The sequence below is a fragment of the Trueperaceae bacterium genome (assembly GCA_023954415.1).
In the GTDB taxonomy this organism is placed as follows: domain Bacteria; phylum Deinococcota; class Deinococci; order Deinococcales; family Trueperaceae; genus JAAYYF01.
This window is the reverse complement of the sequence record JAMLIB010000008.1, coordinates 107,062-132,058: the sequence shown is the minus strand read 5'-3', so window position 1 is coordinate 132,058 and position 24,997 is coordinate 107,062. Positions and strand designations below refer to the sequence as shown.

The following is a 24,997-nucleotide window of genomic DNA, read 5'->3' as shown; positions in this document are numbered from 1 at the left end:
GGGTTGGGCTGGCAAACGCCTAGCCGCCGGCTAGGGAGCCTTTCGGTTCGTGGTCTTGTGCAGCAGGAGAGTCGAACGAGGTCGCGAAACGAGAGGGCTACCCCATGCTCGTCACCACGTGATGCCCCTGGGGGCGCTTCGCGAGTGTCGAAGGGGCATCGCGAGGCCCGGTTATGGAAGGCAGTAGGCGAGTATGATATCTAGATGGTGTATCTAGAAGGAGGCGGGTATGGCCTTGAGTATCAAAACGGAGGAGGCGGACCGACTCGCGCGGGAACTGTCCCGCCTGACCGGCGAGACCATGACCGAAGCCATCACGCAAGCCATGCGTGAGAGGTTGGAACGGCTACGCGCCGAGCGAGAGGCGCAGGGGGATTACGTTTCCCGGATGAAGGCGTTCGTCAGCGAGCGCAGACTACGCTATGACCGCCGCCCGCTCACGAAACAGGAATGGGATGAAGCCGTAGGCGACACGCCGGAAGAGCTTGGGCACCCCCGATGGTGATCGTCGATACGTCCGCCATCATCGCGATCATGTTCGAGGAGGCGGAAGCGTCCGGCTGCATGGCCGCTCTCCAGCGAGACACTTCGCGCCGCATATCGGCGGTGAACTATGTCGAGGCCGGGACCGTTCTGGCGGGCAGGATCAAGAGCGCGGACCGGCACGAGGCGGTCGCCGATCTGGATGCGCTCCTGTCCGACTTCAGCATCGGCATCGACCCGATCGACGAGGGCCTGGCGCGCGCTGCCTTGAAGGCACGCCTCGAGTACGGCAAGGGTTTCGGGACGCGAGGTGGCCTGAACTTCGGCGATAGCTTCGCCTACGCCCTCGCGAAACGACATTCCGCCCGGCTCCTCTACGTTGGCGACGACTTCGGGCTAACAGACGTTAGATCTGCCCTGAAGCAGTAGCGGTCGGCCAAGGGGCCCGAGTCTAGGCACTGTCGGCGCCGGATCCGACGGCCCCGAGACGGCCGGCTGCCCGACCCCGCACCCGGGCTCGTGGCGACGCGGCCCGTGCCTGTCCCGCACTACGTATGATGACCAGCGTGAACGAACGTGTGGCACTGATCGTGCTGGCGTTGGTGACGGCGCTGGCGGTCGTCTTCGCGCCCTGGGCCGCCATCAACCGCGAGACGGGCGCACGCAGCGCCGTCGTCCTCCTCCCCGAGCGGTACGTGGACTTCACAGGTCGCACCCAGCCCGTCGAACTCCCGCAGCAGGGCGCGGTCTTCGTGCTCACGCTCATGGGCCTGGCGGCCGTGGTCGCCGGAGGTGCGCTGCCCGTCAAGGCGCGGCGCCTCGCCTGGCTGGCCGGCGGCCTCGTCCTCGTCGTCGGCACGGCCTGGGGCATGCAGCGCCTCACCGCCTCCGTCGATGCGGCCAGGTTCGATGCCTTCTTGAGCGAGGTGCGCGGCGCCATCGAAAGGCCGCGGTCCGCATACGACGTCGACAAGCTCGAGGCGCTGCTCGCCGCCTCGGGCGAACGTGACCTCACGGCCGGGCTGGCAGAAGCCGACGCCGCCGGCCTCGTCATCCGGCGCCTGCCGTACACGAACGCCGGCGTGGGCTTCAGCGCCTTCCTCGCCGTCGTGACGGGCGCCTTCGCGCTCTTCTTCGGTGCCAGGATCTTCAAGGGCTTCAGCCAAGTGCTGGACCGGCTGCTGCGCGCCGCAGCCGTGCCGGCCACGGCCATCCTCCTGGCGCTGCTCGCGGCTGCCGTCGTTATCCTCGCCCTCCAGGCCACCCCCGTCGGAGCCGGCGCGCAAGTGGGCGGGGCGTTCGACGCGCTCGTCGGGCGCCTTGACACGCTCTGGTACGCCTACTACTCCATGTTCCACGACTCGCTCGGCACGGTGAACGGCTTCGCCGAGTCGCTCAAGTTCGCCACCCCGCTCATCTTCACCGGGTTGGCGGTGGCGTTCGGCTTCCAGGCGGGCCTCTTCAACATCGGCGCCCCGGGCCAGATGGTCATGGGCGCCATCTTCGCCATGCTCGCCGGCATCTACATGCCGGGACCGCGCCTCGTCGTGCTGCCCGTCGCCGTCCTGTCCGCCGCGCTCGGCGGCGGCCTCTGGGGCGCACTCCCCGGGTGGCTCAAGGCGCGGTTCGGCGCCAACGAGGTCATCAACACGATCCTCCTCAACTTCGTCGCCGCCTCCGTCCTGCTCTTCATCCTCTCCGCCGGCAACGTGTTCGCCGCCGCTGCGGTGCGCATCTTCGTGGCCATCGGCGTCTTCCTCGTCCTCGTGATCGCCGCCCTCCTCGTCCCCGCCGTGAGGCGCGCGAGCAAGCGCGCGCCGCGCGCCGCGTTCGCAGTAGGGGCAGTGGTCCTGCTGGCCGGCTGCGTCGTGGCGGGCCTGCCGCGCGCGGGCGACCAGCCGATCACGGTGAACATGCCGTTCAAGGTGCCCGGCAACGAGCCGAAGTCGCGGCCGCTCAACGCGGGCGCGCGGCTACCGCAGCTCCCGGCCGTGCTCGGCGTCTCGCGCGGTGGGGTCAACGTCGTGCGCATCGACTACGCCGCCGTCCTCGCGCTGCTCGGCGCCGTGGTGGCCGCCTTCCGCGTCGGGCGCCTCGGCAGGCGGCTAAAGGGGTGGACCGCCCGCCTCGTGGGAGCGCTCCTGGTGGGCGGCGCCCTGTACGGCCTGGGCGCGCTCGTCGGCATAGCGGGCGTGAACACCGCCATCCCGCCGACGAAGCTCAACCTCTCCTTCCTCATCGCCCTCCTCATGGCCGTGTTCGTGCATGTGTTCCTCTTCAAGACACGCTGGGGGTACGAGCTGCGCGCCGTCGGGCTCTCGCCTCGCGCCGCCGAGTACGGCGGCGCGCGCATCGGCCGCAACACGATCATGGCCATGGCGATCAGCGGCGCGCTGGCCGGCCTCACGGCCACGCACTACGTGCTTGGCGGCGCCCTCGAGGACTACGCCCTGCGCCAGTCCATCCCGACGAGCGACGGCTTCGACGGCATCGCGGTCGCGCTCCTCGGGGCCAACCAACCCGCGTTCATCGTCGCCTCGGCGTTCCTGTTCGGGATCCTGAAGTACGGCGGCTCGGTGCTCAACATCACGTTCCCCGACCTCACGCGCGACGTCGTGAGCATGATCCTCGCCCTCGTCGTGCTGTTCATCGCGGCCAAGGGTTTCCTGCCCGAGCGCCTCACTAACCCGCTCAAGTGGGGGGCTAGGCAGGAGGCGGCCGAGGCCGCGGCGGGTGCGGGGACCGCTGCGGCCAACGGAGTCGCAGCGGGAGCGCCAGTTGCGACCGGGACGGAGCCCCGGACATCGACCGCGCGCCACCGCGACCATGAAGGCGAGGGCTGAACCGTGGAGAACACCGTCATCCTGCTCGCCCTCGCCTCCTCGATGCTGCGCGCCACGACGCCGCTCCTGTTCGCCGCCCTCGGCGGGCTCTTCTCCGAGCGCTCCGGCGTCGTCAACATCGCGCTCGAAGGCATCATCCTCTTCGGCGCCATGGCGGCCGCCGTCACCACCCAGCTCGTCGAGGCGCCCTACCTGCGCGCCGACCCGACGGCCAGGGTCTGGTTCGCCCCGTGGCTCGGCCTCCTCGCCGCCATGGTCCTCGGCGCGCTCGTGGCCGGCGTCCACGCGCTCGTGTCCATCCGCTACAAGGCCGACCAGATCATCTCCGGCACCGCCATCAACCTCATGGGCCTCGGCATCCCCGCCGTCGTCCTCGCCGGGCTCTACCACAACACGTCGATCAGCGACCCCATCCGCTCGCGCCTGCCGGAGCTCTCGCTGTTCGGCATCCCGGGCCTGAGCTTCAACGTCCTCGTCTACGTCGCCTTCCTGCTCGTGCCCGTCGTCTGGTTCGTGGTGTTCCGCACCCCCTTCGGCCTGCGGCTGCGCTCCGTCGGCGAGCACCCCGAGGCGGCCGACTCGCTGGGCATCAGCGTCACGCGCATGCGCTACACGGGGGTCATGCTCTCCGGGGTGCTCGCCGGCCTGGGCGGGGCCTACCTCTCTATCGGCAACCTCAACCAGTTCATCAGCGAGATGTCCGGCGGGCGCGGCTTCATCGCCCTCGCGGCCCTGATCTTCGGGAAGTGGCACCCGCTCGGGGTGCTCGGCGCCACGCTCCTGTTCGGCGCGTTCCAGGCCACCGAGGTCCTCCTCGGCGGCGGCAAGCTGCTGCCTCCCACGGTCGTGCAGAGCCTCCCTTACGTCCTGACCATGCTCGTCCTTGCGGGTTTCGTCGGGCGCTCGGTGGCTCCCAAGGCCATCGGCAAGGCGTGGAACAAGTGAGCGCGTCGGCGCCGCGCCGCGCGGGCGTCCTGTTGCACCCGACGTCCTTGCCCGGTCCGCACGGCATCGGCGAGCTGGGGCGCGAGGCCTTCGCGTGGCTCGACTTCCTCGAGTCCGCCGGCCAGCGCCTGTGGCAGGTCATGCCCCTCGGCCCGACGGGCTACGGCGACAGCCCGTACCAGTGCTTCAGCGCCTTCGCGGGCAACCACTACCTCATCGACCTGGAGGCGCTCGAGCGCGCCGGTCACCTGAGCGCGGCCGACCTGGCCGACCTGCGGGCGTTGCCGCCGGAGCGCGCCGACTTCGGGAGCGTCATCCCGCGCAAGCTCACGCTCCTCGCCAAGGCGGCCGAGAGCTTCCTCGCGTCCGCCGGCGCGGCCGAGCGCGCCGCGCTGGACGCGTTCACGCGCGCGAACTCCGCCTGGCTGGCCGACTACGCCCTCTTCATGGCCCTCAAGGAGGCGAACGGCGGCAAGGCGTGGAACGAGTGGGAAGCACCTGTGCGCGACCGCGATCCGGCGGCGTTGGCGCGCGCGAGGACCGACCTGGCGGCCGCCGTAGCCAGGCACACCGTCTGGCAGTACTGGTTCCGCGAGCAGTGGGACGCGCTCCATGCCTACGCCGGCGCGCGCGACATCGTCATCCTCGGCGACATCCCGATCTTCGTCGCCCACGACTCGGCCGACACGTGGGCGCGCCCGGACCAGTTCCACCTTGACGCTACCGGCAGGCCCACCGTGGTGGCCGGCGTGCCCCCCGACTACTTCTCGGCCACCGGCCAGCGCTGGGGCAACCCCCTGTACCGCTGGGACGTCATGGCGCGAGACGGCTACGCGTGGTGGGTGGAGCGCGTGCGCGCCACCCTCGGCCTGGTCGACATGGTGCGCATCGACCACTTCCGGGGTTTCGCGGCCTACTGGGAGATCCCGGCATCGGAGCCGACGGCCGTGAAGGGCCGCTGGGTCGCCGGGCCGGGCCAGGCGCTCTTCGACGCGCTCCGAGCGGCCCTCGGCGAGCTCCCGCTCGTGGCGGAGGACCTGGGCGTCATCACGCCCGACGTCGACGCGCTGCGCACAGCCAACGGTCTGCCCGGCATGAAGGTCCTCCAGTTCGCCTTCGCCGGCGACGCGGACGACCCGTACCTGCCCCACAACTACGACGCTGACTGCGTCGTCTACACCGGCACGCACGACAACGACACGACGGCCGGCTGGTTCGCGAGCGCGCCGGACGCCGAGCGCGACCTCGTGCGGCGCTACCTGGCGTGCGACGACGCGGAAGTGCCGTGGGCGCTCCTGCGCCTCGCCATGGCGTCCGTCGCGAGGACGGCCGTAGTCACCCTGCAGGACGCGCTGGGGCTCGGTGGCGAGGCCCGCATGAACACCCCGGGCGTCGCTACCGGCAACTGGAGCTGGCGCTTCGAGTGGCAGGACGTGCCCTACTGGGTGGCGCCGCAGCTCCGCGAGCTGGCGGTGCTGTTCGGCCGCCTGCCGGGCCGCGGGCCGGTCGACACCCCGTACCGCCAGTCCACCACGAGCGACGCCTGAGCGCGCGCCGCGCGAGGGTGCCGCGTGAGGGTGCCGCGGCGCCGGCGGTCCGCCGCGGCCACGGAGCGCCGCCGGCTCGCGCGGCCCCGTGACCGCCGGTCCGCTCAGCTCCTGAAGATGACGGACTCGCGCTTGAAGTTGCGCAGGGCGAAGCGCAGCAGGAGCACGACGGCCGCCAGCATCACCGCCCACGTGATGAGGACCTCCCGGCCACCGCCCACGCCGCGCACGACGTTGTCCATCAGGACGAGGACGTTGAGGACGGGCACGTAGTACACGGAGTCGGAGAGGCCGATCAGGTCCTTGAACTGCAGGGCGACGGCGGGGATGACGAACAGGAACGAGAGCGGCGCCACGTAGCTCTGCGCTTCCTTGAACGAGCGCGCGAACATGGCGATCCCTAGGAGCAGCGCCGAGACGAAGGCGGAGAGGAGCAGCGCGCTCACGACGAGGGTGAGCACCGTGGCGGGCGTGAGGGTGATGCTGCCGCCCATGATGTTCACCATCCCGCTCGCGCCCTCGCCCAGGCGGGGCACGATGAGCTTCGCCATGACCGTGCCGCCGATGATGATGCCGAGGATGGCCATCAGCGCGGCGCTGAGCCCGAAGGTCATGGTCGCGATGAACTTGCCCGCCACGACCTCGGCGCGGCGCACGGGCGCCACGAGCAGCACTTCGAGGGTGCCGCGCTCCTTCTCACCCGCCGTCGCGTCGATCGCCGTCATCTGGCCGCCCGTTAGGGTCCAGATGGCGATGAAGAACGGGATGAGCCACGAGAGCTGCCCGCTGCTGCGCTCGGCCTGGCTGCTGGCGTCGACGGTCTGCACCGTAACGGGCTGCAGGACGCTCGCGTCTAGCCCGGCGGCGCTCAGGCGCGCGGCGACGACCCCGGCCTGGTAGTCGGCGAAGGCCTGCTGCACCTTCGACGCGTTCAGCTCGCTCTTCATGTTCCCGACCTTGCTATGCACCTGCACGATGGCGCTGCCGCCGTCCGCGAGCGCGTCCTCGAAGCCGGTCGGGATGACGACGGCCACGTCCACCGTGCCGCCCCGCACGGCCTCATCGGCGTCCGCCACGGGCTCGAGCGCGAGGTTGGCGGCCGTGAAGGCGGCGCGCAGCTCCGCCGGGACGTTCGCCTCGCCGACCACGCCGACGCTCGTCACCGTGACCTGTTCGCGCTCGAACAGGCTGCCGAGCAGGAGCGGCATGCCGATCATCATCACGGGCACGAGCACGAGCGGGATGACGAGGTTGGAGACGATGGCCCGCGTGTCGCGCAGGGTGGAGACGATCTCCTTGCGGGCGAGGCGCAGGATGACGGCCGGTCTCACGCGGCCACCCCCCGCGACGTGTCGTAGCGGTTGACCAGGCGGAAGAACGCCTCCTCCAAGCCCTTGCCGTCGCCCTGCGCGGCGAGCTCGGCGACGGTCCCCTCGGCGATCTTGCGGCCCCGGTAGATGATGCACGCGCGGTCGCAGAGCTCCTCGACCTCGCTCATCACGTGCGTCGAGTAGACGACGGCGCGCCCGGCGCTCGGGTACGCCTTGACGAAGTCGATGACGGCGCGACGCGCCACGACGTCGAGGCCGCTGGTCGCCTCGTCGAAGAAGATGACCTGCGGGTCGTGCAGAACGGCGCGCGCGATGACCACCTTCTGCTTCATGCCGGTCGAGAAGCCGCCGGCCCGGCGCGACAGGGTGTCGCCGAGCTGGAGGAGCTGGTCCAGCTCCGCGATCCGCGCCTCGATGGCCGCGCTGCGCATGCCGTAGAGGCCGCCGAAGTAGTGGAGGATCTCGCGGCCCGTGAGGCGGTCGTAGAGGCCCATGCCGCCGTTGACCACGCCGATGGCCGCGCGCACCAGCTCGGCGTCCTTGACGATGTCGTGACCGGCGACCGTGGCCGTGCCCGCGTCGGGCTGGAGCAGGGTGGCGAGGATCCGCAGCGTGGTGGTCTTGCCGGCCCCGTTGGGCCCGAGCACGCCGAACACTTCCGATGCCTTCACGGCGAAGCTCAGGTCGTCGACTGCCTTGACGGAGCCGAAGGCCTTGCTGAGGCCGGTGGCGGAGACGAGTTCGTTCACATCCGCGATGTTAGCAGACGGTTCCGTGAGGGCCGGACGGCGGCCGGATGGCCCGCGTCGCGGCCGGGCGCCCGTGCGCCGCGGGGGCCGCCGCCGGGCGCCCGGCGGCGGCAGAGGCGGTCGACCGGCGCCCGCCGGCGCTTGCTATCATCCAGGTGTGACACAGCGCGAGTTAGCCGCGTTGGACGCGTACCAGCTCCTGCCGCGGGCGCTGCACGACGTCGCCAACACCGACACAACGGCCGCCGTCCTCGGGCTCACGCTCGCGGCTCCCATCGTGCCGAGACGACGCCGTGGCGACGCCGTGGCTAGCGGCCAGCTGACCGCGTTGCCGGCCGAGGCCGTGCTCGGCGCGGCGGAACGGCACCCGGCCGTACACACGGTGGCCGTCCTGCCGCCCCGCGCGATGTCGGAGCTCGTGAGCCAGGTGAAGCGCCTGGCCGGTCTCGGGGTGGCCGCCATCGGCCTCGACCTGGCGCCCCTCGCCGACACCGCTCCGTTCGGCGTCGAGGAGTGGCGCCCGCGCGGCCGCGAGGACCTCGCGGAGCTCCGGGCCGCCGCCGGCTGCCCCTTGTGGCTCTTCGGCGTGGCCTCCGCGGCCGACGCCGAGGTGGCCGCGGAGGCCGGCGTCGACGCCGTGGTCGTGAGCGGCGCGCTCGGCGCTCACTTGGCGGCCCCGCCCGTGATCGAGCTGCTCCCCGAGGTGGTCGACGCCGCCGGCGGCATGCTCACCATCGCGGCTGGCGGCCCCGTTCGCGACGGGATCGACGTCATGCGTTACCTCGCCGTCGGGGCCGAGGTCGTCGTGGTCGAGGGCGACCGCGACCCCATCGACATCGCGGCCGAGCTCGCGTACGCGATGCGGCTCACGGCCTGCGCCAACCTGGGCGACATCGGTTACGACCTCCTCTTCGCGCCCGCCTTCGAGGAGCCGTGATCGCCTTCGTCGAGGGCATCGTGGCCGCGGTCGGCGAGGCCAGCGTCGTCGTTTCCGTCGGGGGCATCGGCCTCGAGGTCATGGCCCCCAGCTCCACCCTGGCCAAGTGCGTCGTAGGGCGCGAAGCGCGCCTGCGCACCCACCTGGTCGTCAGGGAGGAACAGCCCAGCCTCTACGGCTTCCATCAGGCCGAGCAGCTCGCCTTGTTCAAGCGCCTGCTCGAGGTGGGCGGCATCGGCCCCAAGCTCGCGCTCGGCATCCTCTCGAGCCTGAACGCCAACTTGATCGTGACCGCCGTCCTGAACGGCGACCCGGGCCTGCTGACGAGCGCGCCGGGGGTGGGCAAGCGCACGGCCGAGCGCATCGTCCTGGAGCTCAAGGGGCGGCTCCCGGACGAGCTGGTGGCGCTCGCGACCGGCGGCGGGGCGGTGCCGGGCGGCAAGGCCGGCGCGAGCCCTGCGGCGGAGGACGCGGTGGCCGCCCTGCTCGCCCTCGGGTACCGCGAGGGCCAGGTGAGGGCCGCCGTCGCGGAGCTGGTGGCCAAGGCGCCTGCCGACGCCGCCGAGGCGCTCATCCGCAAGGCGCTGGCTCAACTGCGCTGAGGCGCTACCTCAGGCCGGCACGCCGCCCGAGCGCAGCGCGGTCGCGGGGTCGACGACCTCGAGGCCGAACGTCTGGCCGACGGCCCCGTACGTGATGGCGCCGGCGTGGGTGTTGAGGCCCTTGAGGAACGCCGGGTCCTCCTGCAGGGCGGTCAAGCCCTTGGCGGCGAGGCGCAGGGCGTACGGCAGCGTCTGGTTCGAGAGGGCGCGGGTGCTCGTGTTCGGCACGGCGCCCGGCATGTTGGCGACCCCGTAGTGCACGACGCCGTCGACGACGTACGTCGGGCTCTCGTGCGTGGTGGCGTGGATCGTCTCGATGCAGCCGCCCTGGTCGACGGCCACGTCGACGATCACGCTGCCGGGCTTCATCAGGGCGAGCATGTCGCGCGTGACGAGCCGCGGTGCGCGGGCGCCGGGGATGAGCACGGCGCCGATGAGCAGGTCGGTCACGGGCAGGAGCTCGCGCAGGTTGCCGAGGTTGCTCGCCATCGTCTGGACGCGGCCGCCGAAGACGTCGTCCAGGTACTGCAGGCGAGCGTGGCTGACGTCGAGGAGGTTGACCCGCGCTCCGAGCCCGAGCGAGATCTTGGCGGCGTTCGTGCCCACCACGCCCGCGCCGATGATGGTGACGACGCCCGTCTGCACGCCGGGGACACCGGCGAGAAGCACGCCCTTGCCGCCGTGCGCACGCTCGAGGAAGTGCGCACCGACCTGGGGCGCCATCCTGCCCGCCACCTCGCTCATGGGGGTGAGGAGGGGCAGGGTGCCGTTGGGGAGCTGGACGGTCTCGTACGCCACCGCGGTGGTCCGGCTGGTCACGAGGGCGTCCGTGAGGGGCCGGTCGGCCGCGAGGTGCAAGTAGGTGAAGAGCAGCAGGTCGGGGCGCAAGTAGCCGTACTCGCGCTCGATGGGCTCCTTGACCTTCAGGACGAGCTGCTGGCCCCAGGCGTCCGACACGCTGCCCAGTTCGGCACCGGCGGCCAGGTACTCCTCGTCCGGGAAGCTGGAGCCCAGCCCCGCGCCCGTCTCGACGACGACGCGGTGGCCGGCGCTGGTGAGGGCGTGGACGGCGCCGGGCGTGGCGGCCACCCGGTACTCCTGCGGCTTGATCTCTTTGGGGATCCCGATGTTCATCTTCCAGCTCCCTGTGGGGGCGACGCTGAAGCGGCCCCCGCGTGGTTCTTGAGAGACAACCTCACGAGTCTACCCAGCCGGACGCCCCCTCCGGAGTGGCAAGTAGCGCAGGTCGTGACACGGGAACGGGCGTGAGGCGCGGACCACGCGTGCCGTCTCGGCGGCGTCAGGGCGTCATGCCGCGCTGCCACACGCGCGCATAGCGCACGCGCCCGTCCGGGCCGGGCTCGACGATGGCGGCGAGGTTCCCCTCCCCGTCGACGAGCGCGGTGGTGCCCGTCAGGCCCAACTCGACCTGCTTGCCCTGCCGGACGGCGGTCGCCGCGCGGTCGTCGAGATGCGCGCACGGGTAGGGCAGGAGCGCGACCGGGTCGAGGGGCGTTGCCGAAGAGACCGCGTCGAGCGGCGAGCAGTCCGCCAGGTCGACCTTGCCGGCCCTCACCCTGACGAGGCCGGCGAGGTGGGCGGGCACGCCGAGGCGTGCGCCGAGGTCGCGCGCGAACGAGCGCACGTAGGTGCCGGCCGCGACGGTGACGGACACTAGCGCGCACGGCAGCTCGGCGAGCTCGGGCGGCAGGTCGAAGCCGCGGCCGCCGGGCGCGTCGGACGGTCGCCAGGCGGAGCGGCCGGCACCCTTGGCGCCCTGGGTAGGGTCGGCTGGTCCGGGCGCGGAGCCGGCAGGCGGGTCCCAGCGCCGCGGTGCGAAGCCGTGAGGTAGGTCCCCGCGCCGCGGCGCGAAGGCCAGGACCTCCACGCTGCGGTAAGCGACCGGCCGGGCCGGCGGCTCGGTCGCCTCGCCGCGGCGCGCGGCGGCGTAGCTCCGCGTGCCGCCTTGCTTGATGGCGGAGAAGGCGGGCGGGCGCTGCTCGGTGAGGCCGAGGAAGGTGCGTGCGGCGGTCGCGACGCCCGCTCGCGTCAGCGCCGCCAGCGCGTCGGGCGCCGCGCGGGTCAACGCGCCCTCGTCCTCGGGCGGCTCGGCGTCGAGCGTGGGCGTGCCGAGCCCGAAGGCCACCCACGCCAGGTACTCCTTGTCGCTCGCGGTGAGGAACGGCGACAGCTTTGTGGCCTCCTCGGAGAGGAGCACGAGCACGCCGGTTGCCAGCGGGTCGAGCGTGCCGGCGTGGCCGACCCGCCGCGTGCCGAGCAGGCGGCGGGCGCGGGCGACGACGTCGTGGGAGCTCGAGCCGAGCGGTTTGTCGACGGGGTGGACGGGCATGGGCTAGCCGCGGCGGAGGCCGTGCACTCGCCTAGTAGAAGAGCGCTCTGACCCAGGGGCTGAGGAGCGCAGCGGCCAGCAGCCCCAGGTGCATGGTGAGCTGCGCCACCAGCACTTCCCAGCCGCTCCTCCGGCGCCGGTAGGCGTCGGCCAGGAGCAGCCCCATTACGACGAGCAGCAGGGTGGGCGTGCCGAAGGCGATGGCCGACAGGGAGGCCGAGGCGACGGCCGCGATGGCCCCGTCGTACCTGCGCGTGAGCGGCGTCATCACGAACGGCCGGAAGTAGATCTCGGCGAGGGGCACGAGGAAGGCCGCGGCCACTACGAAGGGCGAGACGCGCACGAAGTCCAGGTAGAACCGGCCGAGCCCCCCGTCGAAGTAGTGCAGGTAGGCGAGGGTGGCGGCGAGGAACAGCGCACCCCACCCGATCCCGTAAGAGGTGAAGCGCGAGCCGCCGAGGAGCGTCTCCATGGCGTCGAAGCCGTTGCTCTGCACCCGGCGCCAGGCCAGCAGCGCCAGCAGCACGGCGAACACCGTCACGAAGAGCGCGTGCGTCTCGCTCCGCAGCGGCGGCGTGACGATGGCCAACGAGTTGTCGTACCGCACGAGGCCGTAGACGACCGTCACGAGGAGCGCGAGCAGCAGCGCGGCGAACAGGGTCGAGTAGACCTGGCCGACGCTCCAGTTCCGCGGGCCGTCGACCACCTCGAGGGTGGAGGACGACGCGATGCGGCTCTCGCCGATGAGGTGCGCGCCGACGAGGAGCACGAGCAGGAGGAGCCAGATGAGCGAGTTGCCGCGCAGGAAGGACGTCAGGTTCTCGCGCTTCAACGACTCGCGCATGGCGAGCCCGCCCGCGTCGACGTCACCCTGGGCGTAGGCGATCAGGGCCAGGGCGCGCAGATCGTCGGCCTGGGCCGAGACGTTGCGTACCCCGCGGAGCTGGTGCGCCGTGGCGATGTTGCCGTTGGCGGCGTCGAGCTCCCCGTTCGCCCACTGCGCGCGGCCCATCAGCGAGCGCACGTCGGGGTTCCGGTCGTCGCCCGTGAGGTTGATGTAGCTCTGCAGCTGCTGCTCCGCCGAGGCCGGCTCGCCGAGGCGCAGCCTGAGCCTGGCGTCGGCCAGCCGGTAGCCGACGTCGAGGGGGTTGCCGAGGATCGCGTCGGCGTAGGCGTCGAGCGCCTCGCCGAACCGGCCCTGGCTCTGCATGATGCGGCCTTGCAGGAACGCGACCCGCCCCTGCAGCTCGACGTTCCCCTGCGTCGCCAGGCGGCCCTTCGCCTCTTGCAGTAACGCTTCCGCGTCGCCCGGCCGGTGGTTGGCGAGGGCGGCCTCGGCCAGGAGCACTATGGGCTCGGCCGTGTCGATCCGGTTGCGCACGCGGCGCAGGCGGTTCTCGGCGCTCGCCACCTCGCCGAGGCCCAGCTCGATGCGGGCGAGGGCCAGCTCGGCAGCGGCGAAGTCCGGGCGGATCTGGAGGGCGTTGAGACAGGCCTGCCGGCCCGTCTCGAGGTCGCCACCGGCCTCGAAGCGAAGGCATTGCTGGTAGTAACGGTTCTCGTCGAACCCCTGTGCGTGCGCCGCGCCCGCGGCCAACACCAGGACGACGACGAGTAGCGCCAAGGGGCGCGACCGCATACTCACGAGTGCGGCTCCCCGGTTGCCTGACATGCGTTCCCTTCCCGCTAGTCGATGTCTAGCCCGACCTCATCATGCAGCGGCCGGCCGCCTCGAAGAGGTTACTTCGTTCACTCGCGCGGCGTAGATGCGGTTAAGGTTCCCTGAAGCCGGCTCCGGCGGGCGGTTCACGCGCCACTGATAGCATCCTTGCATGACGTGCGCTGAGCATGGGCGCTGCAGTGGCCTGGTACGAGGATGAGCATCGCGTTCTTGCTGATGCTCGGCCAGGCGGTCTTCCAGCTTCCTGCCATGCCCGAGGGGACGGAGGTCCGCATCGTCTCCGTCGACCTCCTGACCGTTTACGCTTCGGCCAAGGTCGTCGACGGACACCTCGTGTTCGGCGAGTTCCCGCCCTCAGGCACCGAGGTACGAGTGCTCATCTTCCCACCCGACGACGACGTACGCTCCAAGGCGGCGCAGCTCGCGGGCGCGACCGCCTACAAAGGCACGGTCACGCCAGGCGGCGCCGACGTGCAACTGGCCGTCGAAGGGCGGTCCCGACCCTTGTCCTTACGCGAGATCCTCCTGGAGGAGCGCGAGATCTGGCTCGACCTACCGATAGGAAGGAGCCTCTAAGCATGTCTGCCAAACGGATCCTCATAGTCGAAGACGACGTCGACATCCTGCGGCTGCTCAGCCGCGAGCTCGAGGACGCCGGCTTCGAGGTCATGGCGTTCGACAGCGGCATGCGCGGCCTGTCCGCGGTGCGGGAGTCCAGCCCGGACCTGGTCATCCTCGACCTTGGCCTGCCCGACATCAGCGGTCAGGAGATCGCCAGGCGGCTGCGCCACACGGGAAACATCCCGATCATCATCCTCACGGCCGCCGACGAGGTCGGCACGAAGGTCGAGATGCTCAACGCGGGCGCGGACGACTACCTGGCGAAGCCGTTCCACGTCGAGGAGCTGCTCGCCCGGGTCAACGTGCAACTGCGCAAGCGCACCCTCGGCGTGACGCAGAAGATCGGCGAGCTGACGATCGATCCGGCGCGCAGGCAGGTCTTCTGGGCCTCGGAGGAAGTGCGCTTCAGCCCCCGCGAGTACGAGCTCCTGCACTACCTCGCCGGCCAGCCGGGCCGGGTCTACAGTCGCAAGGAGATCGAGCACAACGTCTGGGGGGAGGAGCTGCCGCCGTCGTCGAACGTCGTCGACGTGCACATCGCCAACATCCGAGGCAAGCTCCGCGACGCGGGCGGCTTCGGAGTGATCCGCACCGTGCGCGGCGTCGGCTACGCCCTGAAGTCCTGACGGTCGGAGCGGCACCACGGTGAAGCGCCTGCCCGCGTTGCGCCTCACCACGCCACGCCTCGCCCTCACGTGGCGCGTGGCGCTCCTCGCCGGCACCGCCATCGCACTGCTCGCCGGCCTGACCATGGTGGTCACGTACCAGGTCGTGCGCGCCGGGCTCTACCAGGAGTTGCGGCGCACCCTCAAGGAGGACGCGAGCGTCGTCGCCGCGCTGTACAACTCCGGCGAGGGCAGCGCGCGCACGAGCCTGACGGGCGCGACGGGCGGGGTCGTGCTGCAGGTGTACGACCCGGCCGGCAACCTCCTCGTCGCCAGCCGGCCCGAGTTCGAGCTCGCCGCCGCCGCGCTGCCGCCCGCCGACGTCGTGGCCGGCCACGGGGTCCCAACGACCTGGAGCGGCTCGGTCGACGGCCGGCGCATGGAGGCCGCGCTGGCGCCTTTCGAGCTCGGCGTGGTGGTCGTGTTGACCGATCCCGCGTACATCGGGGCCGTGCTCGCCGACCTGTCGCGGAACCTCCTGATCGCGGCCGTGCTCCTCGTCGTCGTCAGCCTGCTCGTCGGCTACGTCGTGGCCGCGGCATCGCTCAGGCCCCTCGTCCGGCTCGCGCGCCTGGCCGGCACGCTCGGCCCCGAGCACCTCGAGGCCATCGAGTACGACGGCCCGCGCGACGAGATCGGGCGCCTGACGGCCGCGCTCAACGGGCTGGTCGAGCGGCTGCGCCAGGCGCTCGACGCGCAGAGGGTGTTCCTCGCCGAGACGAGCCACGAGCTGCGGACACCGCTCACGAGCCTGCGCGGCTTCCTCGACCGCGCCGTGAGGCGCGCCAAGCCCGAGGTGCGCGACGACCTGGCGGACGCCCAGCGCGTGGCCGGCAGCATGACGCGCCTGGTGGAGGACCTCCTCCAACTCTCCCGCGGCCAGCTCGTCGTCGACCCCAACCCGCACCTCGTCGAGCTCCGCTCCGACGTGCTCGGGCTCGTGGCCGGCGAGTTCCCCGGCGTCAGGGTGGCCTCCGGGCAGCCGGCCCTCGTGCTCGGCGACCCGCTGCGGCTCACGCAGATGGTGCGCAACCTGACGGCCAACGCGGTGCGCGCGGCGTCCGAGCCCGGCGCCGTCACCCTAGGGCTCGACGCGGAGGACGGCTACGCCACGGTGAGCGTCTCCGACGACGGCCCGGGCATAGCGCCGGAGCTGCTGCAGAAGATCTTCGAGAAGTTCTACAAGGGCGCGGGCGGCGGCTCCGGCCTCGGCCTCGCCATCGCTCGGCAGGTCGCCGAGCACCACGCCGGCTCCATAGCGGTCGAGAGTCGGCCGGGCACGACCGTCTTCCGCGTGCGCCTGCCGTTGGCGGACGCCGGGGAGGACGAGTGAGGGCGCGGTAGGCCGCGCTGCCTGGTAGCCGGCTGCGAGGTCGACCGCCGAGCCGCTTGGCCCTGCTAGAGCTTCGGCAGGGTGACGCCCGTCTGCCCCTGGTACTTCCCGTGGCGGTCGGCGTAGGTGGTCTCCGGCCTGTCTCCCTGGAAGAACAGTAGCTGCACTATGCCCTCGTTGGCGTACACCTTGGCCGGTAGCGGCGTGGTGTTGCTGAGCTCCAGCGTGACATGGCCTTCCCAACCCGGCTCTAGAGGCGTTACGTTTGCGACTATGCCACACCGAGCGTACGAGGATTTTCCTAGTGCTACGACCATAGTATCATCGGGTATCTTAAGATACTCAACCGATCTGGTTAGCACGAATGAGTTCGGTGGGATGATGCAGGTATCGCCGCCCCACTCCACCAGGCTGCGCGTGTCGAACTCCTTCGGGTCCACTACCGTGTTGAAAGCGTTGACGAAGATGCGCCACTCCGGCGCCGCGCGCAGGTCGTAGCCGAAGCTCGACAGGCCGTAGCTGATGACGCCCTCGCGCACGAGGCGCTCCTCGAACGGCGTGATCATGCCCGCGCGGGCGCGTTCCCTTATCCATCTGTCCGGCCGGATGCTCACGTTCGGCACTCTACCAACGCGGCGCGCCCCGGGGGGGCTTGCGCGCCGTCGGTATCAAAGTGATATCATCATGATACTGAGAGGGCGCGACCGAAGCCCTCAGGTGGAGGCGAAGTGAACCAGGTAGTAGAGAAGGAAGCCAGGGTCGTCAACGGGTTCGTCGGGCTTGTCAGCATGGTGCTCGCCATCCTGGGCGGCGGCGCCATGTTCGTCCTCGGCATCTACTACGAGGTGTGGCCCATCTTCGCGGCCGGCTTGCTGCTCGTCCTCGTAGGCGTGTTGGGGGCCAACGGCCTCGTGGCCGTCCAGCCCAACCAGGCCCGCGTCCTCACGTTCTTCGGCTCGTACGCCGGGTCCGTCCGCCGCTCGGGCTTCTGGTACGTGAACCCGTTCACCGCCAAGAAGAGGGTGAGCCTGCGCGTCCGCAACTTCACGAGCGAGCGCATCAAGGTCAACGATGCCGACGGCAACCCCGTCGAGATAGCCGCCGTGGTCGTATGGCGCGTGGCGGAGTCCGCCAAGGCAGTCTTCGACGTCGACGACTACGAGCAGTTCGTCGGCATCCAGTCCGAGACGGCGCTGCGCGGCCTCGCCACGCGCTACCCGTACGACTCGGCCGGCGAGGAGCGCCCGTCGCTGCGTGAGAACCCCGAGGAGCTCGCCAACGCGCTGCGGCTCGAGCTGGAGGAGCGCCTCCAGGTCGCCGGGGTGGACGTCATCGAGGCGCGGCTCACCCACCTGGCCTACGCGCCGGAGATCGCCCAGGCCATGTTGCGCAGGCAGCAGGCGCAGGCCGTCGTCTCCGCCAGGCGCCTCATCGTCGAGGCGGCGGTCGGCATGGTCGAGGACGCGCTCAGGGGCCTCTCCGAGCGCGGCGTGGTCGACCTGGACGACGACAAGCGCGCAGCCATGGCCAACAACCTCATGGTCGCGCTGACGAGCGAGCAGTCCGTCTCGCCCGTGGTCAACGCCGGCACGCTGTACGGCGGCTAGGAGGGGTGGCGATGAACCGCACGACGTTCGCACACCGCCGGCCGGCACCGCGCACGAAGCTCCTGGTCGGCCTTACCGGCCTCTCGGCCTTCCTGGCCCCTCTCGCCGCGGCTCAAGGCGCGGCGGGGACCGGCGAGCCCGCCCCCGCTGTCGTCTACGACCTGTCGGTCGGCGGCGCCGCGATCGGCGAGGTCGGGGTCGCGCTCACGAGGGCCGGGGCCGCCGGCGGCGAGTCGCGCTCGCACCTCGAGGTGCCGGGCGCCTTCGACCTCACGGATCACCTCGTCACCGCCGAGAACGGCGCCGCGCGCGCCTACGCGCTCACGGGCACGTTCCAGGGCGTGGCGATCTCGATAGCGGTCGGCTTCGCGCCGGACGCCGCCGCCTTCACCATCGAGCAGGGCGGCCAGAAGCAGCAGCTGAGCCTGCCCCTTCCGGGCGACGTCTACGTCATGGACAACAACTTCCTCGACGGCATGCAGTTCATCGTCGACCGCGCGGTGGCGGCAGGCGGTGACCTCGAGGTCGACGTGATCGTGCCCCAGGCCGTCGTCCTCGGCCGCATGGAGCTGCAGGCGCCCGTCGCCGCCACCGTCCGGTACGCGGGCGCCGAGGTGGCGGCCAGGCGCGTCGAGGCCTCGATGAGCGTCGGCGCGCAGACGGCCAAGCTCGTCGCCTACCTCGACGACGCCGGCACCATCCTCGTGCTTACGTCCGACCCCGGCGCGGCCCGCTTCGAGCGGCGAGCGCAAGGCGCGGAGGACGCGGGCGCCCAGGGCGCCGCGCGGGCCACGGGCGCCGCCGCGACGCTCGCAGCGCAGCAGGCGGCGCTCGACGCGCGCCTCGCCGAGCAGTCCGCGTGCCTGGTCGAACGCGACGCCGCCGTCGTGAGCGCCGGCGCCCAGCTGGTGGGCAAGCTCACCCTGCCGCGCTCCGCCGCGGACGGCGGACGCCCCGCACCGACGCTCGTCCTGCTGCCGGGCTCCGGCCCCGTCGACCTCGACGGCAACACGCCCCCCGTGCTCGTCAACGCGGGCTACAAGCAGCTCGCCTACGCCCTCGCCTGCCACGGCTACGGGGTCCTGCGCGCCTCCAAGCTCGGCATCCCGCCCTCGACGGGCGACGCGAACGCCGTCACCATCGCGACCTACGCCCGGAACCTCGCCGACTGGTTCGCGTTCCTGGCCGACCAGCCGGGCGTCGACGCGACCCGCCTAGGCGTGATGGGCCACTCCGAAGGCGGGCTCGTGGCCCTGTACGCCGTGGCCGAGGGGTACGTCGCGCCGGCGGCCGTCGTGCTCCTCGCCAGCCCGGGCCGACCGCTCGACGTGGTCCTCAGGGAGCAGCTCCTCGCCCGCAGCGCCGAGGCGGGCGCCGGTCAGGAGCAGCTCGCCGAGCTGGCCGGCCAGATCGACGACCTCGTGGCGGCTGTTCGCGCCTCGACCGGCACTGCGCTGGAGGTCACGCCCGAGCTGCAGGCCAACCCGCTCACGCCGCTCTTCGCCAACGCCGCCGGGCTGCTGCGCAGCGAGTTCGCCCAGGACCCGGCCGAGCTGGCGGCGCGCGTGAGCGTGCCCGTCGCCGTCCTGCAAGGGGAGAAGGACATCCAGATCGGCGTGAACGACGCCGAGGCCATCGCGGGGGCCGCGTCCGGGTCCACGCTCTTACTGTTCCCGGACCTCACGCATAACCTCGTCGATACGCGCGGCCCCGCCCTGTCGCTGCCGTTGCCGGGCGCCGGAGCGCAGGTCTCGCCGACGCTCGTCCAGGTCATCGCCACCTACTTGGCCGGCAACCTGCGCCCCGGCAGGTGAGGCGGGCCTAGATGCCCGAGAAGCACCGCTTCCTGCTGCGGCTCGACCAGAAGGTGCACGCTGCCGTGGAGAAGTGGGCGGCGGACGACATGCGCAGCCTCAACGCCCAGATCGAGTACCTGCTGACCGAGGCGTTGAAGCGGGCCGGTCGTTACAAGGAGGACCCGGCACGCGAGGCAGCGGGCGCCCCGCGTCCGCAGGGGGGCGACCGCTAGCGCCGGCGCCGACCGCCCCGCCTGCGGCGAAGCGCCCCGTGCCGCGAAGGCGGCTACCGCCGGCGCCATCCTCTCCGCTCGTCGGTATCAGCGCGACGGGTTGCGCAGGTAGCGGTCGACGTCGCGGTTATGCGCCTGCAGGTTCGTGTTCGGGCGGAAGATGGGCTGGCCGCCCTCCGTCCCGTGGAGGAAGTAGAGGTACGGCACCCCCTCAGGGTCGAGGCGCTGCGGCTGCAGCACGGCCAGCAGCGCCTCGCGCCCCGGGTTGCCGATGGGCCCCTCGGGCAGGCCCGGGCGCGTGTAGGTGTTCCACGGCGTGTCCTTGCGCAGGTCGCCGGCCACGGCGTCCAGCTCGGGGAGCGCCTTGCCGAGGCCGTACGCCACCGTCGGGTCGGACTGGAGTGGCATCCCGTCGTCGAGGCGGTTACGGAACACCCCGGCGATGATCGGCATCTCCTCGGCCGACGCGGCCTCGGCCTGGACCATGCTCGCGAGCGTCACCCACTCGTGCACCCGCAACCCGCTGGCCGCGAGGTCGGCCACGACGGCGCCCGTCAGCTCGTCCTCGAAGCGCGCTACCAGCGCGCCGAGCGCCTGCGCGGCGCTCGTGCGCACGGGCAGGTCGTAGCTGGCGGGGAAGAGGTACCCCTCCAGCGAGGCGCCCTCGGGCAGCCCCGGCGGGGCCAGCTCGCCGGGCGAGCGCACGAGCGCGGCGAGCTCCAGCTCCTCACCCAGGTCGTTGGCCGCCAGGCGGGCGATGACCGCCTCCGCGCGCCAGCCCTCGGGGATGACTATGCGAACCGTGCGTGGCCGCCCGCCCGCGGCGAGCGCCGCCGCGATCTCGCGGCTGCTCATGGCCGGCGTCAGGTCGTAGAGCCCCTCGCCCATCTTGCGGTCCAGGTCGGTGAGGCGCAGGAGGAGCTCGAACGCCAGCGCGGAGCGCACGAGCCCGGCCGCCTCCAGGGCGTCCGCGATCCGCGAGCCGCCCCAGCCGGGCAGGACCTCGAACTCTACGGGCGTCGCGGTTGCGCTCACGGGCGAGAGGACGAAGCGCACTGCGCTCGCCCCTAGCGCGGCCAGCACGACGAGCACGAGGAGCGCCAGCGCCAGGCCGCGACCCCTGCGCTTCGGCGGGCGGGCGGGTGGGGTGGTGGCGGCGCCACTCATGCGGCCCCGCTCCCGGCCGGCTCGTTCACCCGGCGCAGGTACGACTCCAGGATGAGCACGGCCGCCGCCTCGTCGAGGAGCGCCTTCTCCTGCCTGCGCGACCGGGGCAGGTCCGAGCCGCTCAGCTGACTCTGCGCGATACGCGTGGTGAGGCGCTCGTCCTCGAAGAGCACGGTCGCCCCGGCCTCGCCGAGCGCAGTGGCGAACCGGCGCACCCGCTCCGTCTGCGGCGACTCGCTGCCGTCCAACCGGATCGGGATGCCGACGACCACGGCCGCCGCCCCCTCCGCCGCCACCTTGGCGAGCACGGCGGGCACGTCCTTACGCGTGCCCTGACGCGTGATGGCGCCCCTGCCGAAGGCGAGGAGCGAGCCGACCGTGCCTACGGCCACGCCGATGCGCGCGTCGCCGACGTCGAGGGCGATGACCTTGGCGCCGACAGGAAGCCGGCCTGCCGGGCTTCGAGACCCGAGCGGTCGGTCCAGCGCGTCAGGCACGCAGCCAGCTCTCGACGACCTGCGCCAGCCCGTCCTCGGAGTTGGGCGGACCGAGCACGTCGGCCGCCTCTAGCGCCTCCCGCTCCGCGTTGCCCATCGCCACCCCCACGCCCGCCCAGGCGAGCATGCCGCTGTCGTTCTGCTGGTCGCCGAACGCCGCGACCTCGCCGGGCGCGACGCCGAGCTCGGCGCAGAGCCACGCCAACGCCAGGCTCTTGTCCACTTGCGCGTCGTGCACCTCCAGGAGGAACGGGAGGCTCCACATCCCGACCAGGTCGAGGCCGGCCAGCTCGGCTGCGAGGCGCGAGGGGTGGAGCTCATCGTGCACCACGTTCAGCTTGATGAGCCCCCCGCCGAAGAACCCCTCGAGAGGCCCGACAGCCAGGGGCGGGCCGCCGCGGTAGAGGTGGGCGAGCTTGCCCGCCGGCAGCGCGGCGTCGACCCCGGCCGCCGGTTCCAGGAACCAGCCCTCGGCCGTCTCGAGTGCCAGGCTGGCGTCCGGCGCGAACGCGCGCAGCCTGGTCAGGGCGTCGGCGGCCGCGAGGGCGCCCAGCTCGCGGACGAGCTTGAACTCGCCGCGCCAAAGCATGGCGGCCCCGTTGTAGGCCACGACCGTTTCGCCGATGCCGAGCTCGGAGGCGATGGGCACGGACGTGCGCAGGGGGCGGCCCGTGGCGAGCACGACGTGTGCGCCGCGCGCCTGCGCCGCCCTCAGCGCGGCCGCGGTACGCCCGCTCACGGCGCCGTCAGGGGTGAGCAGGGTGCCATCCATGTCGCACGCGATCAGGCGCGGGAGCGGCGCGCCTGACGGTAGCGGGGGTGGTGAGCCGGTGAACGGCGCGGGGGTGCGCATGCTGCCGCCGGCTGCTCAGGCGCCCCGGGCCTTGCCCGTGGCCGCGACCGGGGTCGTTCCCGGAGCGGCGGACGTGGCGGCGCCCGCGGCGAGAGCAGGACCGACCGCGGCCAGCGCCTCGCTCAACCGACCGGCGTCCTTCACGCCTGCCTGCGCCATGTCGGCGCGGCCGCCGCCGCTGCCCCCTACGCTGGTCGCGGCGGCCCGCGCGATGCGGCCCGCGTCGGCGCCCCGCCCCTGCGCGGCGGGGGAGACCTTCACGACGAGCGCGTTGCCGGAAGCCACCGCGACCACGTCGGCCCCGCTCTTCGTGAGCAGCGCGTCGGCGGCGTTGCGCAACGCGTTCGCGTCCAGGCCGTCGAGCAGCGCCGTAAGGTACTTGTACCCGCCCGCCTCGCGCGTCTCGCTGCCGGCCCCACCCGCGTTCGTCTGCGCCGCGGCCAGCCGGTCGCGCAGGCGCGCGGCCTCCTTCAACGCCTCCTTGTGATCCGCCTGGAGCTTGGTCAGGCGCTCTTCCAGCTCGGAGGGGCGCCCGCCAAGGTGCGCGGCGAGGCGCCCCTGGGTGTCGCGGAGCTCTTGGAGGTAGCGCAGCGCGGACGCGCCGACGCGCGCCTCGACACGCCTCACGCCGGAGGACACGGCCTCCTCGGCGACGATGACGAACGGTCCGATCTGGCCCGTCCGGGCGACGTGGGTGCCGCCGCACAGCTCGCGCGACACGGCGTGGGGCAGCTCGCCCATGCTCACCATGCGCACCCTCTCGCCGTACTTCTCCCCGAAGAGCATCATGGCGCCCGCGCCGCGCGCCTCCGCGATCGGTACCACGCGCCAGTCGACGGGCAGGTCGTCCTGCACCCACCGGTTCACCAGCTCCTCGACGCGCCGTTGCTCGGCGGGCGAGACGGCGTGCGGGTGCGAGAAGTCGAAGCGGAGCCTGTCGGGGGCCACGAGGGAGCCGGCCTGCGCCACGTGGGCGCCGAGCACGTCGCGTAGCGCCGCGTGCAGGAGGTGGGTGGCCGAGTGGTGCTTCTCCGTCTCGCGCCGCGCCGGGTCGACGCGTGCGACGACGCTCTGGCCGCGCGTGAGGGTGCCGCGCACGACGCGGGCGTGGTGGAGGGTCAGCCCATGGCGGGACTTGCTCGTGCCGCTCACGATGGCCTTCCCGCCCTCCCACTCGAGCACGCCGGCGTCGCCGACCTGACCGCCGCCCTCGGGGTAGAAGGGCGTGCGACCGAGGATCACCGTGCCGGTCGCGCCTTCGCCAAGCGCGTCCGTCTCCTCGGCGGCGTCGCCGGGCGTAACGAGCGCCACGACCGCGGCCTCCCCCTCCGTCTGCCGGTAGCCGAGGAACTCCGTCTCGCCGACGCGCTCGGCCACCTTGCCGAGCGCGTCCGAGGTCGCGGCGAAGAGCTCGCGCCCCGCGGTGCCGCCGCGCGACAGCTCGCGCGCGCGTTCCCGGGCGGCCTCGTAGCCGTCGGCGTCGACCTCGACGCCCCGCTCGGCCGCCATCTCGCTCGTCAGGTCGAGCGGGAAGCCGTAGGTCTGCCACAGGTCGAAGGCCACGTCGCCGGGCAGCACGGCGCCCCGCAGGTCGTCGAGGAGCACGCCGACCCGCTGGATCCCGGCCTCGAGGGTGCGAAGGAACTGCTCCTCCTCGGCCTGGATGATGCCCTTGACGCGCCGTGCGCCGTCCTTCAGCTCCGGGTACGGCTCTCCCATCGCCTCGACGACCTGGTCGACGAGCGTGTGCAGCACCGGCTCGCGCAGGCCTAGCAGCCAGGCGTGGCGCGACGCCCTGCGCACGAGCATCTTCACGACGTAGCCGGCGCCGTCGTTGGCGGGTAGCACGCCGTCGGTGATGGCGAACGTCACGGCGCGCAGGTGATCGGCGATCACGCGGTGCGAGACGGAGGCCTTGCCGGCGTACGGCACGCCGGAGAGCGCGGAGACGCGCCGGATCGTCGGCTGGAAGAGCTCGGTCGCGTACGCGTCCTCCAGGCCCGTCATGACGGCGACGAGGCGCTCGAAGCCGAGGCCCGTGTCGATGTTCTTCTGGGGCAGGGGCTCGAGGTGCCCGCCGTCGCGGCGGTCGAACTGCGTGAAGACGAGGTTCCAGAACTCGATGTAGCGGTCGCCCGAGCCCGTGTTCGGGCCGGACTCGTCCGCCGAGCCGAAGTCGGGGCCGCGATCGTAGAAGATCTCGGAGCACGGCCCGCACGGGCCGTTGGGGCCCTTGCTGACGGCGTTGGCCGGCCAGAAGTTGTCGTCCTCGCCCCAGCGGGAGATGCGCGCCTCGGGCACGCCGACCTGCTCGCTCCAGATGCGGAACGCCTCGTCGTCGTCCTGGTAGACGGTGACGTACAGCCGCTCCGGGTCGAGCCCGAGGTACTCGCTGGAGGTCGCGAACTCCCAAGCCCAGGCGGCCGCCTCGGGCTTGAAGTAGTCGCCGAACGAGAAGTTGCCGAGCATCTCGAAGAACGAGTGGTGGCGCAGGGTGCGCCCGACGTTCTCGATGTCGTTGATGCGCAGGCACTTCTGCGCGGTCGTCACGCGGTGCCACGTGCCGCTCACGCCCGCGAACTTGGGGGTGGCGCCGAGGAAGTACGGCTTGAACTGCACCATGCCGGCGCTCGTGAACATGAGGGTCGGGTCGTCGCTCTTCAGCGACGCGGACGGGTGGATGAGGTGCCCGCGGTCCTGGAAGAAGCGCAGGTACTTCTCACGCAGTTCGTTGATCTGTTGGATGCCGTTCACCAC

23 protein-coding genes are annotated in these 24,997 nt (G+C 72.0%); 13 read left to right on the top strand and 10 right to left on the bottom strand.

All coding sequences use genetic code 11. The features are described from left to right. Nucleotides 1-229 precede the first annotated feature (229 nt). The 5 genes from M9914_11180 (at nt 230) to malQ (ending at nt 5,818) form a co-directional block, all read left to right on the top strand. Nucleotides 230-505, top strand: coding sequence for a type II toxin-antitoxin system VapB family antitoxin (locus M9914_11180; protein ID MCO5174740.1), 276 nt, complete (start codon nt 230-232; stop codon nt 503-505). Beyond that, nucleotides 499-912: a type II toxin-antitoxin system VapC family toxin gene (locus M9914_11175; GenBank protein ID MCO5174739.1), complete on the top strand. Its 414-nt coding sequence runs from the start codon at nt 499-501 to the stop codon at nt 910-912. Before M9914_11180 ends, M9914_11175 begins: the two co-directional genes overlap by 7 nt. A 137-nt stretch (nt 913-1,049) precedes the next feature. After that, nucleotides 1,050-3,326: an ABC transporter permease gene (locus tag M9914_11170; GenBank protein ID MCO5174738.1), complete on the top strand. Its 2,277-nt coding sequence runs from the start codon at nt 1,050-1,052 to the stop codon at nt 3,324-3,326. 3 nt (nt 3,327-3,329) lie between these two features. Next, nucleotides 3,330-4,271, top strand: a complete 942-nt coding sequence (locus M9914_11165) for an ABC transporter permease (protein ID MCO5174737.1) — start codon at nt 3,330-3,332, stop codon at nt 4,269-4,271. Beyond that, nucleotides 4,259-5,818, top strand: a complete 1,560-nt coding sequence (gene malQ, locus M9914_11160) for a 4-alpha-glucanotransferase (protein MCO5174736.1) — start codon at nt 4,259-4,261, stop codon at nt 5,816-5,818. Before M9914_11165 ends, malQ begins: the two co-directional genes overlap by 13 nt. A 104-nt stretch (nt 5,819-5,922) precedes the next feature. Here malQ and M9914_11155 read toward each other — a convergent pair whose 3' ends face one another. Together M9914_11155 and M9914_11150 are read right to left on the bottom strand one after the other, a co-directional pair. Next, nucleotides 5,923-7,149, bottom strand: a complete 1,227-nt coding sequence (locus tag M9914_11155) for an ABC transporter permease (protein MCO5174735.1) — start codon at nt 7,147-7,149, stop codon at nt 5,923-5,925. Further along, nucleotides 7,146-7,898: an ATP-binding cassette domain-containing protein gene (locus M9914_11150; GenBank protein MCO5174734.1), complete on the bottom strand. Its 753-nt coding sequence runs from the start codon at nt 7,896-7,898 to the stop codon at nt 7,146-7,148. The genes M9914_11155 and M9914_11150 overlap by 4 nt, the downstream gene beginning before the upstream one ends. Nucleotides 7,899-8,055: 157 nt before the next feature. On the opposite strand from M9914_11150, the gene M9914_11145 reads away from it, so the two are divergent. Next, the gene (locus tag M9914_11145) at nt 8,056-8,835 is read left to right on the top strand and encodes an alpha-hydroxy-acid oxidizing protein (protein MCO5174733.1); all 780 of its coding nucleotides are present in this window, start codon (nt 8,056-8,058) and stop codon (nt 8,833-8,835) included. Further along, entirely contained in the window at nt 8,832-9,437 is a 606-nt protein-coding gene (gene ruvA, locus M9914_11140) for a Holliday junction branch migration protein RuvA (protein MCO5174732.1), read from the top strand. Before M9914_11145 ends, ruvA begins: the two co-directional genes overlap by 4 nt. Nucleotides 9,438-9,446: 9 nt before the next feature. On the opposite strand, the gene ald is transcribed toward ruvA, so the two are convergent. The 3 genes from ald to M9914_11125 form a co-directional block, all read right to left on the bottom strand. Continuing rightward, nucleotides 9,447-10,571 (bottom strand): alanine dehydrogenase, encoded by a 1,125-nt coding sequence (gene ald, locus M9914_11135; protein ID MCO5174731.1) that lies wholly within the window; start codon nt 10,569-10,571, stop codon nt 9,447-9,449. 166 nt (nt 10,572-10,737) lie between these two features. After that, nucleotides 10,738-11,787 (bottom strand): hypothetical protein, encoded by a 1,050-nt coding sequence (locus tag M9914_11130; GenBank protein MCO5174730.1) that lies wholly within the window; start codon nt 11,785-11,787, stop codon nt 10,738-10,740. A 31-nt stretch (nt 11,788-11,818) separates the two neighbouring features. After that, on the bottom strand, nt 11,819-13,459 hold the full coding sequence (locus M9914_11125) for a hypothetical protein (protein MCO5174729.1): 1,641 nt from the start codon (nt 13,457-13,459) through the stop codon (nt 11,819-11,821). A gap of 204 nt (nt 13,460-13,663) precedes the next feature. Between M9914_11125 and M9914_11120 the strand changes: the two genes are divergently transcribed. From M9914_11120 to M9914_11110, 3 genes are read left to right on the top strand one after another with little or no spacing between them, the layout of a single operon-like run. Continuing rightward, on the top strand, nt 13,664-14,044 hold the full coding sequence (locus M9914_11120; GenBank protein MCO5174728.1) for a hypothetical protein: 381 nt from the start codon (nt 13,664-13,666) through the stop codon (nt 14,042-14,044). Between the two features lie 2 nt (nt 14,045-14,046). Then, nucleotides 14,047-14,715 (top strand): response regulator transcription factor, encoded by a 669-nt coding sequence (locus M9914_11115; protein MCO5174727.1) that lies wholly within the window; start codon nt 14,047-14,049, stop codon nt 14,713-14,715. 19 nt (nt 14,716-14,734) lie between these two features. Next, nucleotides 14,735-16,087: a HAMP domain-containing histidine kinase gene (locus tag M9914_11110; protein ID MCO5174726.1), complete on the top strand. Its 1,353-nt coding sequence runs from the start codon at nt 14,735-14,737 to the stop codon at nt 16,085-16,087. A gap of 65 nt (nt 16,088-16,152) precedes the next feature. On the opposite strand, the gene dcd is transcribed toward M9914_11110, so the two are convergent. Next, nucleotides 16,153-16,701: a dCTP deaminase gene (gene dcd / locus M9914_11105; protein ID MCO5174725.1), complete on the bottom strand. Its 549-nt coding sequence runs from the start codon at nt 16,699-16,701 to the stop codon at nt 16,153-16,155. Nucleotides 16,702-16,815: 114 nt separating this feature from the next. On the opposite strand from dcd, the gene M9914_11100 reads away from it, so the two are divergent. From M9914_11100 to M9914_11090, 3 genes are read left to right on the top strand one after another with little or no spacing between them, the layout of a single operon-like run. Next, a complete protein-coding gene (locus tag M9914_11100; GenBank protein ID MCO5174724.1) occupies nt 16,816-17,694 on the top strand; it encodes an SPFH domain-containing protein in 879 nt (292 codons plus the stop codon). Nucleotides 17,695-17,705: 11 nt separating this feature from the next. Next, nucleotides 17,706-19,508: an alpha/beta hydrolase gene (locus tag M9914_11095; GenBank protein ID MCO5174723.1), complete on the top strand. Its 1,803-nt coding sequence runs from the start codon at nt 17,706-17,708 to the stop codon at nt 19,506-19,508. Between the two features lie 11 nt (nt 19,509-19,519). After that, nucleotides 19,520-19,723, top strand: a complete 204-nt coding sequence (locus tag M9914_11090) for a PTS ascorbate transporter subunit IIC (GenBank protein MCO5174722.1) — start codon at nt 19,520-19,522, stop codon at nt 19,721-19,723. An 87-nt stretch (nt 19,724-19,810) separates the two neighbouring features. Here M9914_11090 and mltG read toward each other — a convergent pair whose 3' ends face one another. The 4 genes from mltG to alaS all read right to left on the bottom strand — a co-directional run bounded on the left by mltG (nt 19,811) and on the right by alaS (nt 24,994). Then, entirely contained in the window at nt 19,811-20,890 is a 1,080-nt protein-coding gene (gene mltG / locus M9914_11085) for an endolytic transglycosylase MltG (GenBank protein MCO5174721.1), read from the bottom strand. Next, nucleotides 20,887-21,387 carry a Holliday junction resolvase RuvX gene (ruvX, locus tag M9914_11080; protein MCO5174720.1) on the bottom strand — a complete coding sequence of 167 codons (501 nt, stop codon included), beginning with the start codon at nt 21,385-21,387 and terminating at the stop codon, nt 20,887-20,889. The genes mltG and ruvX overlap by 4 nt, the downstream gene beginning before the upstream one ends. Further along, complete coding sequence (locus tag M9914_11075; GenBank protein ID MCO5174719.1) at nt 21,380-22,159, bottom strand: Cof-type HAD-IIB family hydrolase; 780 nt, start codon at nt 22,157-22,159, stop codon at nt 21,380-21,382. The genes ruvX and M9914_11075 overlap by 8 nt, the downstream gene beginning before the upstream one ends. Nucleotides 22,160-22,255: 96 nt before the next feature. Then, nucleotides 22,256-24,994 carry an alanine--tRNA ligase gene (gene alaS / locus M9914_11070; protein MCO5174718.1) on the bottom strand — a complete coding sequence of 913 codons (2,739 nt, stop codon included), beginning with the start codon at nt 24,992-24,994 and terminating at the stop codon, nt 22,256-22,258. Between the last annotated feature and the right edge of the window lie 3 nt (nt 24,995-24,997).